This is a genomic window from Colwellia sp. MB02u-9 (genome assembly GCF_014077085.1).
Taxonomy (GTDB): Bacteria; Pseudomonadota; Gammaproteobacteria; order Enterobacterales; family Alteromonadaceae; genus Cognaticolwellia.
Genome location: NZ_JACGVF010000073.1, coordinates 84852 through 101361 on the forward strand (window position 1 = coordinate 84852; position 16510 = coordinate 101361).

General features: G+C 40.6%; 14 protein-coding genes and 1 pseudogene. 6 read left to right on the forward strand and 9 right to left on the reverse strand.

Translation table 11 applies throughout. The features are described from left to right. Positions 1–7 precede the first annotated feature (7 nt). The 5 genes and pseudogenes from ilvA to ilvG form a co-directional block, all read right to left on the reverse strand. The gene (gene ilvA, locus H4J65_RS05430) at positions 8–1588 is read right to left on the reverse strand and encodes a threonine ammonia-lyase, biosynthetic (protein ID WP_220460878.1); all 1581 of its coding nucleotides are present in this window, start codon (positions 1586–1588) and stop codon (positions 8–10) included. Between the two features lie 37 nt (positions 1589–1625). Then, positions 1626–1994 (reverse strand): annotated as a pseudogene (locus H4J65_RS05435) (dihydroxy-acid dehydratase); the annotation flags it as partial. 277 nt (positions 1995–2271) lie between these two features. Beyond that, on the reverse strand, positions 2272–3198 hold the full coding sequence (locus H4J65_RS05440; RefSeq protein WP_182137144.1) for a branched-chain amino acid transaminase: 927 nt from the start codon (positions 3196–3198) through the stop codon (positions 2272–2274). A 112-nt stretch (positions 3199–3310) separates the two neighbouring features. Then, on the reverse strand, positions 3311–3553 hold the full coding sequence (ilvM, locus tag H4J65_RS05445; RefSeq protein WP_182137145.1) for an acetolactate synthase 2 small subunit: 243 nt from the start codon (positions 3551–3553) through the stop codon (positions 3311–3313). Further along, entirely contained in the window at positions 3554–5218 is a 1665-nt protein-coding gene (ilvG, locus tag H4J65_RS05450) for an acetolactate synthase 2 catalytic subunit (RefSeq protein WP_182137146.1), read from the reverse strand. Positions 5219–5746: 528 nt separating this feature from the next. Here ilvG and H4J65_RS05455 point away from each other — a divergent pair. Then, on the forward strand, positions 5747–7270 hold the full coding sequence (locus tag H4J65_RS05455) for a YifB family Mg chelatase-like AAA ATPase (RefSeq protein ID WP_182196457.1): 1524 nt from the start codon (positions 5747–5749) through the stop codon (positions 7268–7270). A 17-nt stretch (positions 7271–7287) separates the two neighbouring features. On the opposite strand, the gene H4J65_RS05460 is transcribed toward H4J65_RS05455, so the two are convergent. Both H4J65_RS05460 and ilvY read right to left on the reverse strand, forming a co-directional pair. Further along, entirely contained in the window at positions 7288–8190 is a 903-nt protein-coding gene (locus H4J65_RS05460) for an aspartyl protease family protein (protein ID WP_259367537.1), read from the reverse strand. Between the two features lie 82 nt (positions 8191–8272). Then, entirely contained in the window at positions 8273–9148 is an 876-nt protein-coding gene (gene ilvY / locus H4J65_RS05465) for an HTH-type transcriptional activator IlvY (protein ID WP_182186476.1), read from the reverse strand. Positions 9149–9320: 172 nt separating this feature from the next. Here ilvY and ilvC point away from each other — a divergent pair, with 172 nt between their 5' ends. Then, entirely contained in the window at positions 9321–10805 is a 1485-nt protein-coding gene (gene ilvC / locus H4J65_RS05470) for a ketol-acid reductoisomerase (protein ID WP_182196460.1), read from the forward strand. A 102-nt stretch (positions 10806–10907) separates the two neighbouring features. Then, positions 10908–11225 (forward strand): pyrimidine/purine nucleoside phosphorylase, encoded by a 318-nt coding sequence (locus H4J65_RS05475; RefSeq protein WP_182137150.1) that lies wholly within the window; start codon positions 10908–10910, stop codon positions 11223–11225. A 76-nt stretch (positions 11226–11301) separates the two neighbouring features. On the opposite strand, the gene proB is transcribed toward H4J65_RS05475, so the two are convergent. After that, positions 11302–12411, reverse strand: coding sequence for a glutamate 5-kinase (gene proB / locus H4J65_RS05480; RefSeq protein ID WP_182186474.1), 1110 nt, complete (start codon positions 12409–12411; stop codon positions 11302–11304). 434 nt (positions 12412–12845) lie between these two features. Here proB and H4J65_RS05485 point away from each other — a divergent pair, with 434 nt between their 5' ends. Both H4J65_RS05485 and H4J65_RS05490 read left to right on the forward strand, forming a co-directional pair. Continuing rightward, positions 12846–13751, forward strand: coding sequence for an acyltransferase (locus H4J65_RS05485; protein WP_182137152.1), 906 nt, complete (start codon positions 12846–12848; stop codon positions 13749–13751). After that, the gene (locus H4J65_RS05490; protein ID WP_182196464.1) at positions 13751–15010 is read left to right on the forward strand and encodes a mechanosensitive ion channel family protein; all 1260 of its coding nucleotides are present in this window, start codon (positions 13751–13753) and stop codon (positions 15008–15010) included. The genes H4J65_RS05485 and H4J65_RS05490 overlap by 1 nt, the downstream gene beginning before the upstream one ends. 8 nt (positions 15011–15018) lie before the next feature. Here H4J65_RS05490 and tesB read toward each other — a convergent pair whose 3' ends face one another. Beyond that, positions 15019–15876, reverse strand: a complete 858-nt coding sequence (gene tesB, locus H4J65_RS05495; protein WP_182137154.1) for an acyl-CoA thioesterase II — start codon at positions 15874–15876, stop codon at positions 15019–15021. A 303-nt stretch (positions 15877–16179) separates the two neighbouring features. Between tesB and H4J65_RS05500 the strand changes: the two genes are divergently transcribed. After that, a complete protein-coding gene (locus tag H4J65_RS05500; RefSeq protein ID WP_310649813.1) occupies positions 16180–16434 on the forward strand; it encodes a hypothetical protein in 255 nt (84 codons plus the stop codon). The last annotated feature ends 76 nt before the right edge of the window (positions 16435–16510 follow it).

Consider the following 16510-nt stretch of genomic DNA (forward strand, 5'->3'; position numbering starts at 1 on the left):
CAAAAAATCAGGTAAGAAAGGCTTGATAAGCCTGGTTGTCAGTTTCTTCTTGCCACTCATAATCGAGCGCTTTTAAGTGCGCAAAAAAATCAGTTTCCTGGGTTTTTTGTACTTCAAAGCCGGCTAACACTTGGCCAAAAGCTGCACCGTGGTTACGATAATGGAACAAGGTAATGTTGTAATGCTCACCCAAAGTATCGAGAAACTTCTCTAACGCGCCCGGATATTCAGGAAATTGAAAGCGAAAAATACGTTCTTGCGCTGACAATTCATTTTTACCGCCAATCATGTATCTGACATGCAGTTTAGCTAATTCATTTTCCGTAAAGTCAGCTAATTCATAATCTTGTTGCTGCAAGCTTTGTATTAAATTTTTTCGGTCAGTAGCTTCACCACTTAGGCGCACACCAACAAAAATATTGGCACGTTGCGCTTGGTTTGTTAGCTCAGCGTTGTCGGCATAACGGTAATTAAATTCAGTGATCACTCGTCCAGCAAGTGCCTTACAAAAGTTTCTAAAACTGCCTTTTTCTTCTGGTATTTTGACCGCAAACACCGCTTCTTTTTGCTCACTTAATTCACAACGTTCTGAGATATAGCGCAAGGTATGAAAGTTCATATTGGCGCCAGAAAGAATCGCTACCAAAGACTCGTTACCTTGACTAGTGTGACAATATTTTTGTAATCCTGCTAAGGATAATGCGCCAGCGGGTTCTGCAATAACTCGCGTTTGTTCAAAAATATCTTTTATCGACGCACAAATTTCATCGGTCGTCACTGTTATGACATCGTCACAGTAATGCTTAATTAAATCAAAGGTATGCTCACCAATACGCTTAACGGCAACCCCATCAGCAAATAAGCCAACTTGGTCCAAATCAACCGGTTTGCCGGCGGCAAATGCTGCTTTTAAACAGGCAGAATCTTCGGCCTCAACACCAATAACTTTAATATGGGGTTGTAATTGTTTTAGGTAAACTGACATACCTGCTAATAAACCACCACCACCGACAGGAATAAACACCGCATCTGTGTGAGGGTGTTGTTGTAATAACTCTTTTGCCACCGTACCTTGACCAGCAATAATGTCAACATCATCAAACGGCGGTACTACAGTTTTATTTTCAGCTTGGGCATAGGCTATAGCGGCTTGTTGTGCCTCATTAAAGTTCTTACCCACTAAGCGCACATCGGCACCAAAACGCCGTACATTATCCACCTTGATATCAGGTGTGGTAATGGGCATGACAATGGTGGCTTTAACACCTAATTTATTCGCCGCTAATGCTAAGCCTTGTGCGTGATTACCTGCAGATGCAGCAATAACGCCGTCTAAGCATTGCTGCTCAGACAAGTTGACTAATTTGTTATAAGCACCACGTAATTTAAAAGAATGTACCGGTTGTTGATCTTCTCGTTTAAGAAAAATTTCATTACCTAAACGTGCTGATAATTTAGTTAATGGCGTTAGCGGTGATTCAATCGCTACATCATAAACTGGCGCAAGCAATATCTTGCGTAAATAGTCTAAACCTTGCCCTTGTATAGCCTGGGCTTTTACTAATTCTACTTGTTCTGCATCAGTCATTGTTGTCACCATTAAAATTGCCATCCAGTAATTCACGATTACGCACTGCGCCTTGGATCATGGCGTCAACTAAATCCAGTTTGATAATTTGATCAGAGAGCTTAGTTTTACCCGCTTCCATTGGGTCACAGTTTGAAATACAGACCATGGCATCAGCACAGTGAGCGCTGATCATGTAGTCCACTGAATCGGCAATTAAATCGCGTGATGGCAAGCTATAAAGCATGCCGCTATGACCCATATCTTTCAAATGCACATGGCCGGGTACCAATTGGGTAAAAGAGTTCACGACCGCAATAATAGGTTTACCAAAATCACCATCTGTCATCCCCGTAGCGCGCCAAAGCGCCCGAGCTCCGGCCATATTTCGGCCTTGAGTAGAAGTTGCTGATCTTAATCTTGGCATGACCTTAGTTCCTGTATATATATGGCTATTAATAAGCGCGATAAATGTTAAAAATTATGTTAAAAATTCACTCGATAATGCGCTTTTAACATAACTATTATTTTTTGGATTTGTTCAGCGTTCATCAATCGAAAAACGCTGAACATTTAAGTGACTTACATCAAGTTAATATCGGCATATCGCCAAACTAACTAAAGCCCCGAACAGAGATGTTACGGGGGCGAAATCAGCGAGCACTAAATATAGATTGAGTCTATTTAGCGTTGAAAACTGAGCTTTACTCTACCTTGTCTAACCAGCCTTCAGGCACTTTGGTACTGCCATCAAAAATACCAAAAAATGCTTCTTGTAGTGCTTTAGTGATAGGGCCACGCGAACCATTACCCACAGGCAAACCGTCGACTGACTTTACAGGAACCACTTCAGTTGCGGTGCCACACATGAAAAATTCATCGGCGAGGTATAAAGATTCACGAGAAATTGATTCTTCACGCACTTCGTAGCCTAATTGCTTGGCAAGGACGAATACGGTGTCACGGGTCAAACCTTGTAAAATCGACGCGGTACCTGGCGGGGTATAAATAATTCCTTTGCGAATTAAAAATAAATTTTGCCCTGCGCCTTCACTGACCATGTTATTAACATCTAAAGCCACGCCCTCGGCATAGCCATGGCGAGCGGCTTCAGTAGAAATTAACTGTGAAGACAAATAGTTACCACCGGCTTTTGCTGCGGTTGGCATAGTATTAGGAGCAAGTCTGTTCCAACTGGACACCCCCACTTCAACACCATTTTCAATGGCATCAGCGCCTAAGTAGGCTTCCCAGCTAAAGGCGGCAATCATAACATCCGCTACGGCGTCAATCGGTGGACGAAGACCCATACCAATATCACCTAAAAAGGCTAAGGGTCTTAAGTAGGCTGATTTCAAATTATTTTTTACGACGGCATCTTTACACGCTTGAATGATTTCTGCTTTCGTGAAAGGGATGTTCATGCGATAAATTTTTGCTGAATCAAATAAACGGTCGATATGCTCTTCTAAGCGAAAAATACAAGTGCCTTTATGGGTATTATAAGCACGAATACCTTCAAATACTGATGAGCCGTAATGTAAAGCATGGCTCATGACATGCACCGTAGCATTTTGCCACGGCATAAGTTCTCCATTAAACCAAATTAATTCTGCGTTAACTTTTGCCATTTTTATTCCTAAATTTTATGCGTATTGATCAGCCAACCACTAATAAAGCTTAATTGATTAAGCTGTATTAGTGGTTGTGATTAGTTTTAATCTAGCGATGTGCGTTGCACTGCTATGATGCGCTATTGTCTACCTTGACTTCTTTGATGTCGATTAGTTTATTAATTTGATCAACCAAAAGTTCAATCGGACGTTCGCTTCTGACCAATAATTCAATAGTGCCTATGTTAGTACCCGTGTTAACTTTTGCGTTTATACCACTGATTAAAAAACCGCGATAGCGAGTCACTTGTAAAATGCGTTCAAGTACCACTTGCTTATCATCCGCTGTGATCATTAATTGATAGTTATTCATTTAGGTACTCTCCATCATTTTATCGTTAGCGGTGTTCGGCGGTACAAGCGGCCAGACATTTTCTTGTGCATCAATTTTAACTTGTAAAAGGTAAGGTCCGTCATGCTCAAGCATTTCTTCGATGGCGGCGCTTACTTCTGACTTTTTGGTGATCATTTTTGCTTTAATATCAAAGGCATTGGCTAGCATAATAAAGTCAGGGTTATCGGCTAAATCAGTTTCACTTAATCGGCCATTGAAAAATAGGTCTTGCCATTGGCGCACCATGCCTAACTTGGCATTATCAATAAGTACGATTTTAACGGGCAATTGAAAACGCTTAATCGTTGACAGCTCTTGCACATTCATCATAAAAGAGCCATCACCGGAAACGGCAATAATACAGTCTGTTGGCCGACTCACTTGTGCACCCACTGCTGCGGGTATACCAAAGCCCATAGTGCCCATGCCGGCACTGGTTAAAAAGTTACTGGGGTCATCAAACACCATGTGTTGTGCTGCCCACATTTGATGCTGTCCAACATCTGTGGTTACGCAGCTATTTTCTGGCATTTTATCGCTAATTTCTTTTAACACAGCAGGCGCAAAAATTGACTCCCCTGGATGGTTATAATCCCAAGCAAAGTTGTTATTCATTTCATGACAGACGGCTTGCCAAGGTTTGATGGCTAATGGAATAGCGAGTGCAGGTAAATTAACCTTTAAGTCGCCTAATATTGAGGCATCGGCAATTCTGCGTTTATTAATTTCTGAGGTATCAATATCAAAATGAATCACTTTCGCATGTGGCGCAAATTCATTTAACTTACCGGTAACGCGATCATCAAAACGTGCTCCTACGGCAATCAACAAATCACATTCTTGTACCGCGATATTCGCCGCCTTAGTACCATGCATACCCAACATGCCAAGGTAATTTTCATCTTCAGGGTCAATGGCGCCTAAACCTTTGAGGGTGGAAACGCTCGGCAAACCTGTTATTTTAGCAAAATCGCGTAACTCGTCGATAGCATTGGCCATACCAACACCACCGCCAACATAGAGAATAGGTTGCTTGGCTTGATTTAATAAGGCGATAGCACTACCCACATTCGCGGGCGGTAATTTCACTTTGTTTTCTAAGTTGACTAATTCATCTAAAGAGCGGTTAACTTCTGTGATTTGAATATCTTTAGGAATATCAACTAATACCGGTCCTTGTCTGCCTTCTAACGCAATAGCAAAGGCTTGGTGTAGCACTTTTGCTAAATCATTAATATCGGTAACTTGAAAAGAGTGCTTGGTACAGGCAAGTGATAAACCAAAAATATCAATCTCTTGAAAGGCATCAGAGCCCATAGCAGCCGTGGCTACCTGTCCAGTAATGGCAACAACAGGAATTGAATCTGCCAAGGCATCCGCCAGGCCGGTGATCAAGTTAGTCGCGCCTGGGCCTGATGTGGCAAAGCAGACACCCACTTTACCGGATGCTCTGGCATACCCTACGGCAGAAAATGCCGCACCTTGCTCATGTCGACATAAAAAGTGCTCCACTTTACTATCGTAAAGCGCATCGTAGATTGGCATTATTGCGCCACCAGGATAGCCAAAAACATGCTCAACGCCATGCTGTTCTAGCACATTAAATAATAAGCCTGCGCCGGTTAATTTTTTTTCAGTTGTCATGTCTTTGTTTTACTATGCGATCACATTTTATGCACGGGTGATATATTTTCATAATACCCTGTAACTATGTTGTGATGTACAAGTATACTCCTAAAAGTTAATAATGCTTGTGCGCTACGCGCGGTTTAATAACGACAAACCCCCCGGTCCTTGCGGAGCGGGGGGTTTGTTATTTTAAGATTTTTTATTTTCTTTAGCTCAACAATTACCCCCGCAGCGATTTAAGAATCACCACGATGAGGACGTTAATAATCATTGAGTTATAATGTTTCATGTTAATCTGTATTTTCTTCAGTTAATCAATTTCAAGGCTAGTAATGTCTAGCCTATTTAAATTAGTACCATAGCTCTAATAACAAGCGCAAGTATTTTTGTTAGAGCTTTTTAGTTAAAACTATCTTCTTAGTTATAACTGTCATTTTTTCTCTGCGTTATTAGTAGTTTTATTTAGTAGTTTTATTTTTAGCGAAAACGATATTATTTAGCTACACTTGCGAAAAGCAATCGTTAAAATAAAAATGGATTTTTATGGCTTTAGCCTGTGTTTTCAGTCGAGCTCGTGTTGGACTTGAGTCGCCCTTAGTCACGGTAGAAGTGCATTTAGCCAATGGCTTGCCAGCCTTTAATATTGTTGGCTTACCTGAAACATCGGTCAGAGAAGCCAAAGACCGCGTGCGTAGCGCCATTCTTAATTGCGGTTATGAATTTCCCGCTAAGCGTATTACGGTAAATTTAGCGCCGGCTGATCTGCCCAAAGAGGGCGGTCGCTTCGATTTGCCCATTGCCATAGGTATTCTTGCCGCCGCTGCCCAGCTTCCTGAAGCAGATTTAAACCAATATGAATTTGCTGGTGAATTAGCCTTGTCGGGTGAGCTTCGCGCTATTATTGGTGAAATACCTATGGCAATGGCTTGCAAAGAAAGTGGCCGAACACTGGTAATACCGACGGTAAACGCCGAACAAGCGAGTTGGGTACAACAAGTAAAAATATTAAGCCTGTCACATTTAAAGCAACTCTTTCCACATTTTCTAAAACAACAAAGCTTGCCACTTGTGCAAACAAGAGTGTTAGAAACCTATATAACCAAGAGTGTGCATGATATTGCCGACGTTGTGGGTCAACCATTGGCTAAGCGAGCGCTAGAAATTGCCGCTAGTGGCCGTCATAACCTACTATTTATTGGACCTCCTGGTACAGGGAAAACTATGCTCGCCAGTCGTTTGCCTGGCATTTTACCTCCTATGACCGAGCAGGAGGCGTTATCCAGTGCCGCTATTCAATCGATTTGCCATGAAAATATAAGTCCTGAGTCATGGTTGACACGGCCGTTTCGCGCGCCGCATCATACGGCATCTTCAGCTGCCCTCGTTGGTGGCGGCAGTTATCCGCAGCCAGGTGAAATATCATTAGCCCATAACGGCGTACTCTTTCTCGACGAATTACCTGAATTTGAGCGCAAAGTACTCGACGTGTTACGCGAACCGATGGAATCTGGCGAAGTCACCATTTCACGTGCATTGGTTAAACAAACTTTCCCCGCACAGTTTCAACTCGTCGCGGCTATGAACCCAAGCCCAACCGGATTTTACAATGACAAGCGCAGTACACCAGAGCAGGTTTTACGTTACCTCAATCGACTTTCTGGGCCATTTTTAGATCGTATTGATATTCAAATTGAAGTCACTAGGTTACCGCGAGGCATGTGGGCGAACGATGATGGCAAAGGTGAGTCGAGTAGCACTATTCAAAAACGGGTCAGCATTTGTCACCAAAAACAAATTTTACGCCAAGGCAAAGCAAACGCACAACTCAGTAGTGCTGAAGTTAGAAGCTTCTGCCAACTGGTTCCGGATGATAATGAATTTTTAGAATTAGCGATTGAAAAACTCAATTTATCGACCAGAGCACATCATAAAATACTAAAAATTGCTAGAACACTGGCCGATATGGAAGCGCTCGAGCTTATCGAACGCAAACACTTAATCGAAGCCTTATCGTACCGCGCTATGGATAGAATATTACGCCATTTAACCGACGCTATTGCGCTATAGCAGGGCATTTTTAATCTTTAAGGTGCAACGATGTGCATATGGCCACCTTTGTAATCAAGGGTAACAATGAAATGTTTAAGTACATCATAACCCAGTAATCCTTTAATGCTTTTCCCTTTTATACGGCTGCCAAGCTGACTACCTTGAGAAGAAAGGTTAGCGGATTGGTTTTTACCGGGCACACTAGTGAGTACATTTTCTAATTCATAGGGGCCAATTTTGATGACTGGCAGGCGAAATACTTGATGAATACCTGCAGCATTGATGCCATTAGAGATGCCACTCTTTATCTCAAACTTACTCAACCAATCAAAATGCTCGGCTGTTGATCTTTTTAACATTAGCCCTCCAGAATTACCGGTATCTAGGACTAACCAGACAGACTTCTCATTATTAAGTCGCACATTGACAATAGGTTGTCGTGAATATTTGTCAAATTTCATTTTCACGTTGGCGAGTTTTTGCATGTCAATTGCGTCATGGGTAATTAGCCGTATTTTTTTCTTGGGGTAATCAAGTTGCACAACAAAGTTGCTGAAAAAACCAGCGCCGAGCAATAACTGATTACTATGATGACCGATAAAACTCTCAACGACATTATCCAACGAAAAATCTGCGCCCAGTAAATTAACCGGCACGTTATTATAAGTTTTTCTGGTTTCAGTGTCATAAACCCCCTGCACTTTAATTTTTGTTCCTGTATTAAATTCAAGGCCATTTTTTTGCATAAAGGCACTATTAATACTATTAATTTGTGCTCCGGTGTCAAGTATGGCGTAACCGTCAATACCTGATACGACGACTGGAATTTTGACATGGCCATCAACTAACTTAAAATCGATCCATTCGGTGACCCCAGAGAAAGAGAGAGGTGAAAAAAAACATAAAAAACCTAGGCATAAACATCTCAACTTGAACATTGTTATTATTTCCTTATAAAATTTGTCTCACGAGATCAAAAACCAATAATACAATCACTGAATTTATTTTTATATGATGATGTTATTTTATCGCATCAAAAAATGCCTGAATCAGCGGTTTTTCCTTGCTCTGGTTTAAACAGCAAATACCTAGGTCAAAGGGCTCAATTTCACCGACATCGGCTAAATATTGCACTCGGTCTTTCACCGGACTATTTTCTACTACCACTCTTGGCACAATACCGACACCACACCCTAAAGCCACCATACTGACCAAGGCTTCATGACCAGAAACCGTGGCGTAAATATAGGCTTTACCTTGTTGTTTCTTACGAAACCAATATTCAAAACGTTTTCGTGCTGGGCCGTGCTCGGGCAAAATAATCGGTATGTCAGACCAAACAAAGTCGTGCTGAATTTGCTGCTGAACTTGACACACCATAGTGGGCGCAATTACTGATAAGGGTATTTTTGCCAGATGGTGAAAAGTAAAAATGCGCGACAGCTGCTCAGGTTTAGCGGCAATGGCAAAATCAACCGCTTGCTTTTCAACTTGCTCTAATGCGTCGGCGGCGTCACCCGTTGTTAGCATAATTTCAACCAGCGGGTGCTGTTGTCGAAAACGTTCAAGTAATGGTGGCAAGTGACTATAGGCGGCGGTGACAGAACAATAAATATGCAACTTGCCTTGTAATTCTGCTTGTTTTTGATTTAGTGAAAGCTGTAGTAACTGCCACTGCTCAAGTTGTTGCTCAGCAAATTGTAAAAACTGTTTCCCTGCCTCACTTAACACCACAGTGCGGTTATCTCGGTGTAATAATGCACTGCCGAGTTCAAGCTCTAAGCGCTGGACTACTCGGCTTAATGTTGAAGGGCTGACGTGATGAAGTTCAGCGGTTTTGCCAAAATGTAATGATTTCGCTAAATCAACAAACATCCGCAATGACTTTAATTCCACAAAAATCCTTAAAGGTAAATAGCGTTGAGAAACTGTATTGCAAATATTGCAACACTGCAATGCAAATATATCATTTTAAGCAACGATATATTTTCGCTATGATAGCGCTAAGGTCAACAAATTGACCACTTAACTAATTTTCTTGGTCAATAACCAAGTACAGGAGAGCAAAATGGCTAATTATTTCAATACATTGAGTTTACGCGAAAAACTAGCACAGTTAGGTAAATGTCGCTTCATGAATCGTGAAGAGTTTAGTGATGGTTGTAATTTCATTAAAGATTGGAATATTGTTATTGTTGGTTGTGGCGCTCAAGGCCTTAACCAAGGCCTGAATATGCGCGACTCCGGTTTAAACATCTCTTATGCCTTACGTGATGCTGCCATTGCAGAAAAACGTCAATCTTATCAGTGGGCAAGCGACAATGGTTTTACTGTAGGCACTTATCAAGAATTAATTCCACAAGCCGATTTAGTGTTAAATCTTACACCAGATAAGCAACATACGTCAGCGGTTAGTGCCGTTATGCCACTGATGAAAGAAGGTTCTTCTTTAGCTTACTCTCACGGTTTCAACATTGTTGAAGAAGGCATGCAGATTCGCTCTGACATTACTGTGGTGATGGTTGCCCCTAAATGTCCTGGTACTGAAGTGCGTGAAGAATACAAACGTGGTTTTGGTGTGCCAACACTTATCGCTGTTCATCCTGAGAACGATCCTCAAGGTAATGGTTGGGCTATCGCAAAAGCCTATGCTTCAGCAACGGGTGGCGATCGCGCCGGTGTTTTAGCCTCTTCATTCATTGCAGAAGTTAAATCAGATCTGATGGGCGAACAAACTATCCTATGTGGTATGTTGCAAACAGCCGCTATTTTAGGTCACAAGCAATTGTTGGCTCAGGGTGTTGAAGCAGGTTATGCACGTAAATTATTACAATACGGCATCGAAGGGGTTACTGAAGGCTTAAAGTATGGCGGCATTACTAACATGATGGACCGTTTATCTAACCCAGCTAAAATTAAAGCCTTTGATATGTCGTTAGAATTAAAAGAGATTTTACGTCCTTTATTCCAAAAGCATATGGATGACATCATCGAAGGTCGTTTCTCTGCCGGTATGATGGCAGACTGGGACAACGGTGATGCTAACCTATTAAAATGGCGTGAAGAAACCGCTGAAACGTCTTTTGAAAAAGCACCCACATGTGATACTGAAATTTCTGAGCAAGAATATTACGACAAAGGTATTTTCGTTGTCGCTATGGTAAAAGCGGGTGTTGAATTAGCCTTTGATGCTATGGTTGACTCAGGCATTATCAATGCTTCTGCATACTACGAGTCGCTACATGAAACGCCGTTAATTGCTAACACTATCGCCCGCAACATGTTATACGAAATGAACGTGGTTATTTCTGATACGGCAGAGTACGGTAACTACCTATTCTCGCACGCTGCTGTACCTTTATTGGAAGGCTTTGCGAGCAAATTAAGCTTAGAAGAATTGGGTGAAGGTTTAAAATCTAGCTCTAATGGTGTTGATAACGCGCGTTTAATCGAAGTTAACGACGCTATTCGCAGCCATGGTGTAGAAGCTATTGGTAAAGAATTACGCGGCTACATGACTGATATGAAGCGAATAGTTGAAGCGAATAGTTAATAGTTAACGTATTTATTACCAGCGGTGTTGGCACAATTGGCAACACCGCTTTTTTTATCCAGCGCGAACGTGCTGTTTTAGTAAGAATAAAAGGGAAGATTAATGACACAATTTAATAACGTCAGTATTTCATCAGTGGCCAGTATTTATTTTGATGGCCAAGTGACGAGCAGAAAAGTCACTTTTGCAGATGGCTCGACTAAAACCTTAGGCATTATGATGCCGGGTGAATATACTTTTGCCACTGCAGAAAAAGAACTAATGGAAATTCAACAAGGTACGCTTAGTGTACTATTGCCAGGCAGTGATACGTGGCAAACCATTACCGCCAATCAAGCCTTCAATGTGCCTGCCAATGCATCCTTTGATGTTAAAGTAAGTGAATTAACCGACTATTGCTGTTCGTATATTGCTGAGTAATATGCATTAGCAGTTAAAAGCGAATAACGATTAAATAAGGGTCTTTGACCCTTATTTTGATCTCACCTAAAATATCCTATTGTTCTGCGCTTAACACCACCATATCGTCACGGTGAATAACCACCTTACTGGGACAACAACCAAGCAAAGCCGCAATATTGTCACTTTTACTGCCTTTAATTCGCTGTAAATCTCGCGCATTATATTGGCTGATACCTTTGGCGATCTGTTGAGCATTTTTAGCATCATAAATATCAATACAGTCGCCGGCTTGAAAGTCGCCGCTAACCTCAGCCACTCCGGATGGTAACAAAGAGGCTCCTTGCTTGGTTAACGCACTGACAGCGCCAGCGTCTAATAACACCTTGCCATTACTTTTTAAGGTGTGCTTCAACCAATGTTTACGGGCCCGTGTTGCACCTTGTTGAGCGATAAAGTGCGTACCTGGGTTATCACCACGTAAAATTTGTTCAAATACTTCGCCACGACTGCCGTTTAAGATATAAGTGTCAATACCATTTTCTACCGCTTTTTCTGCCGCTTGAATTTTTGTTTTCATGCCGCCGGTAGCCAAAGGATTGTTGGTGGCGCCAGCCATGGCATAAACTGCCTCGTCAATTTTGGCGATAACAGGAATTAATTTAGCTTGTGGATTTAAGCGGGGATCTGCTTCAAAAACACCATCAACATCACTTAAAATAAATAAACTGTCTGCTTCACTGACTAAGGCAACTAATGCCGCTAAGTTATCATTATCACCGACTTTTAACTCTTCTGTGGCCACGGTATCGTTTTCGTTAACAATAGGAATAATGCCATTGGCTAGTAATATTCTTAAGGTGTTTTTAATATTAATATAACGTTGGCGATCTTTTAAATCGCCATGAGTTATCAAGAGCTGACTGCATGGCACATCAAAAAAACGTTGCCAATTTGCCATCATTTTCATTTGTCCAACAGCAGCCATTGCCTGTTTAGTAGGAATTGAGGGGTTGGGAGAGCCGTGCACAATCAAACTTCTGCCCGCGGCAACACTGCCAGATGAAACCAAAATAACTTCTTTACCTGCTTGCTGGCATTGAGTAATAAAGCGAGCAATACCAAGGATATATTTACCGCTACAGCCATTGGCATCTGGAGCCACTAAAGCACTGCCAACCTTTATCACCACACGTTTAAACTTCATGATAACCCCCTATTTTGTATTTGCTTAGCTTGCCTTGAAAAGTAGTTGATATGCAATTAATTTATATCTATATCTGCTATTTTCTCATGCTTTATAGCATTAGCTCTCTTAAACCATTATTTTGCTATGTTAAAATTGTCATTTACTCGGAAAAAACCCGTAGTAATAAATTTATGATGCGTTTTTAGCCAACTAGCTTGTTCTATGCTAACACCAAGGAGTATTGAAGCTAGCGTCAACCTTACGTTGAAAAACTAATGACAAATATCATTTTTTTAGCTTTCATTACCATTTCAAGCTGCACGACAAATAAAGCCAACCTAAGTTTTTTGTCGCCTATCACATAAGTTTTTAACGATTTTTACTGAAAATAAGACTAAAACCCATTAAGATTATAAGCAGTAATTATCATCTTGAAAGTTTTGGTTTTTTATATGTTACATTTTTTACCTGGCCCAGTTATTGGCTGTATCTCTGTTATTTTGTATATTGCCAACACTATACTCTGGCTTATACCCATACTTATATGCTCGCTACTAAAGGCATTAGTGCCCTTGAGTCAATGGCAAAAATTCTTCAGTTATTTACTGGATCAGTTGGCGAGCAATTGGGTGCTCTGCAATACCTTTATTCAAAAAGTATTCACCAAAACAAAAATAAATGTCACGGGTTTAGAAAAGTTAAAAATGAAAGACTGGTACCTGGTGATTAGTAATCATCAGAGCTGGATTGATATCCTAGTATTACAACGCGTTTTACACGGTAAAATACCCTTCTTAAAGTTTTTTTTAAAGAAAGAGTTAATTTATGTCCCTTTGCTGGGCTTGGCTTGGTGGGCGCTCGATTTTCCTTTTATGAAACGTTATAGCCAACATTTTTTAAAGAAAAACCCGCACCTAATAGGTAAGGATATCGACACGACAAAAAAGGCTTGTGAAAAATTTAAACACAAACCCGTGAGTGTGATGAATTTTATAGAAGGCACACGCTTTACAGCAGAGAAACATCAACAACAGCACTCGCCTTTTCAACGACTATTAAAACCAAAAGCGGGCGGTATTGGTTTTGTCCTGCAAGCAATGAAAGGTAATCTAAGTAAAGTGGTTAACGTCACTATTTACTATCCTGATGGCACACCAAAATTGTTTGATTTTTTGTCAGGAAAAATTAAACAGATAAATATTGCCATTGAAACTCAAGATATTGATGAGTCACTCAAGGGGGATTATGTTAATGATCGGGCTTATAAAATTCAGTTTCAAAAGTGGGTTAACCAACTTTGGCTTGATAAAGATAAAAAAATGCTCCAACTTGAAGCACAAGCTAAGAAGGATATGTAATGCAGGTTATAATCACCTCATGGTTAACTGAACAAGGTATTCAGGCGCCATACATAACCTTAAGTAGTGTTGTTATTGGTTGTTTGTTAATTTTACTATTCTGCAGTGTTAGTTTTTATATTGCGAAAAACTATGTACTTGCGGTTATTCATAAATTAATTAGCACATCAAAAAATACTTGGGATGATCACTTATTTGATCATCAAGTATTTTCACGTATCTCCTTGCTGGTGCCTTTTGTCTTATTGTTATTACTGACGCCATTTTTCTTAGAGGCAGAGTCTTTGCTTGCCGTTGTTCTCATGGTATTTGCAAAAGTTGGCATTTGCTTTCAGGTTGCGCGCAGCATTAGTGCATTACTCAATGTGATCAATAGTCTTTATCAACAAAAAGCTAGCGAACGCTATTTACCATTAAACTCAACCTTGCAAGTGATTAAACTTGTGGTGTATTTAGTGGCAACAATACTGGCAACTTCGCTACTATTAGACCGTTCACCACTCTACTTACTCAGTGGTTTAGGTGCGTTAACTGCGGTGTTAATTTTAGTATTTCAAGATACGATTAAAGGTTTAGTGGCGAGTATTCAAATTTCAGCTAACAAAATGGTCGCCCCGGGCGATTGGATTGAGTTACCCAAATATGGCGCTGATGGCGATGTTATTGAGATAGGGTTAAACACAGTAAAAGTGAAGAATTTTGATAATACCGTTACAACAGTGCCTACTTATGCATTAACTAGCGACTCATTTAAAAACTGGCGCGGTATGCTAAATTCAGGCGGTAGAAGAATTAAACGCGCTATTGTTATTGATCTTAGTAGTATTAAATTTTATAACTCAGAACAGCTTGAAACGTTAAAGTCAGTTCAACTAATTGCGGGCTACCTTGCTGACAAGCAAACTGAAATTCGCCAACAAGCGGCACAAGAAGTCACAGGTAATGCCAATACTGCCGCCATAATAAACACTCGACAGTTAACCAATATTGGCACCTTTCGAGCTTACATCAACGCTTATTTAAAACAACATCCTAAGGTGCATCATGAGATGACCTGTATGGTCAGGCAACTACACGCAACAGAGGTTGGCTTGCCGCTGGAGTTATACTTTTTCAGTAGCGATCAAGATTGGGTTAATTATGAAGCGATACAAGCAGATATATTCGACCATTTATATGCTGCCGCGCCACTTTTTGATTTAAGAGTGTTTCAACACCCCAGTGGCTACGACTGGCAAAATGCTAAAGCTAACGCATAACGCCAAGGCTAACGCTGACGCATAACGCCTTCTTGCATAGTTGAGGCAACTAATAAACCTGCACGGTTAAATATTTGTCCTCTTACTAGGCCACGGCCACTACTCGCTGACGGGCTATCAATACAGTAAAGTAGCCATTCATCTATACGAAATGGGCGGTGAAACCACATGGAGTGATCTATCGTGGCCAGTTGAAAATTTGGCTGCCAGTAGCTTACACCATGTGGAAATAAAGCCGTTGGCAAAAAAGAAAAGTCTGAAGAATAAGCTAATAAATAGGTATGGATACGAAGATCATCAGGTAAGTTACCATTAGACTTTATCCACATATGACACTTAGCGTCCGTTCTTTCTGGTTTTAGCCAGTTATACTGCTCCACTGGTCTTGTTTCGATCGGTTTTTCAGATAAAAATTTACCACGGATTTCTTCTGGAATAGACGCTTGATGGTCGAAAATAAAATCTGTATATGACTTTAACTCTTCAGGACCCGGCACCAGTGGCATAACATCTTGGTGATCAAAACCCTGCTCATGCTGTTGAAATGAGGCGGTCATGTAAAAAATAGCCTGACCATTTTGAATAGCGTTGACACGTCGAGTGCTAAAACTGCGGCCATCACGAATATTTTCTACTTGGTAAACCACAGGTTTAGTGGCATCGCCCGGTCTTAAAAAATAGGAATGGAATGAGTGCACATTATGAGTTACTGCCACAGTCTCTTGTGCTGCTGACAATGCTTGCCCCATCACTTGGCCACCAAATAAGGCTTTAAAGCCTAAATCCTGGCTTTCACCGCGATAAATACCTTGCTCTATTACTTCTAGTTTCAACAACGTAGAAAGATCTTTTAATACCTGACTCATAAAAATATAACTCTAATTAATCGTGACCAATTAAAAGCATTATAACCTGCTATAGCTTTAAACATAACGTACTAAATTTTTAAACCCGCACTTTTGAAACAATATTAGTAATAAATCATCTCAGGCCATTAACAAAATGGTTAGCAAGTAGTAACAACTTAACTATTGATATTGACAAAAATCTCAGCTATGTTGTTATCATCTAAGCTATGTTTTTATCAATAGAGACATGATATTTATAATATTATGTCGTAGTAATGTATCGCAACAATGTATCGTAAGAATGTAAAAAAAGAGGCTATTGTGCACGCAGTTTTTGAACGAGAAGCATTACTAGAAAGACGTCAATATACGCCGCAGCAATCAAACTTGTGGGATAAATTGTCGCTGGCACAAAAATTTGCCACCAATAGTCTGGCACAATTTGGCTATGACCTATCTTTTATTCGTCATAGTAAATCTGGCAATATCGCCATTTTGTTATGTGATAATAATGCCGCAACGATTGCTGATGATGGTGAAATTAGTACCTTGCCCAGTATTGTCATTAGAGCCTAGTTCAAACCGTTATCCAAATATCCAATAGCGGCTCTTAAAAGTGGCTTTTTTGTTGGGATTAAAAATAAATGCGTAA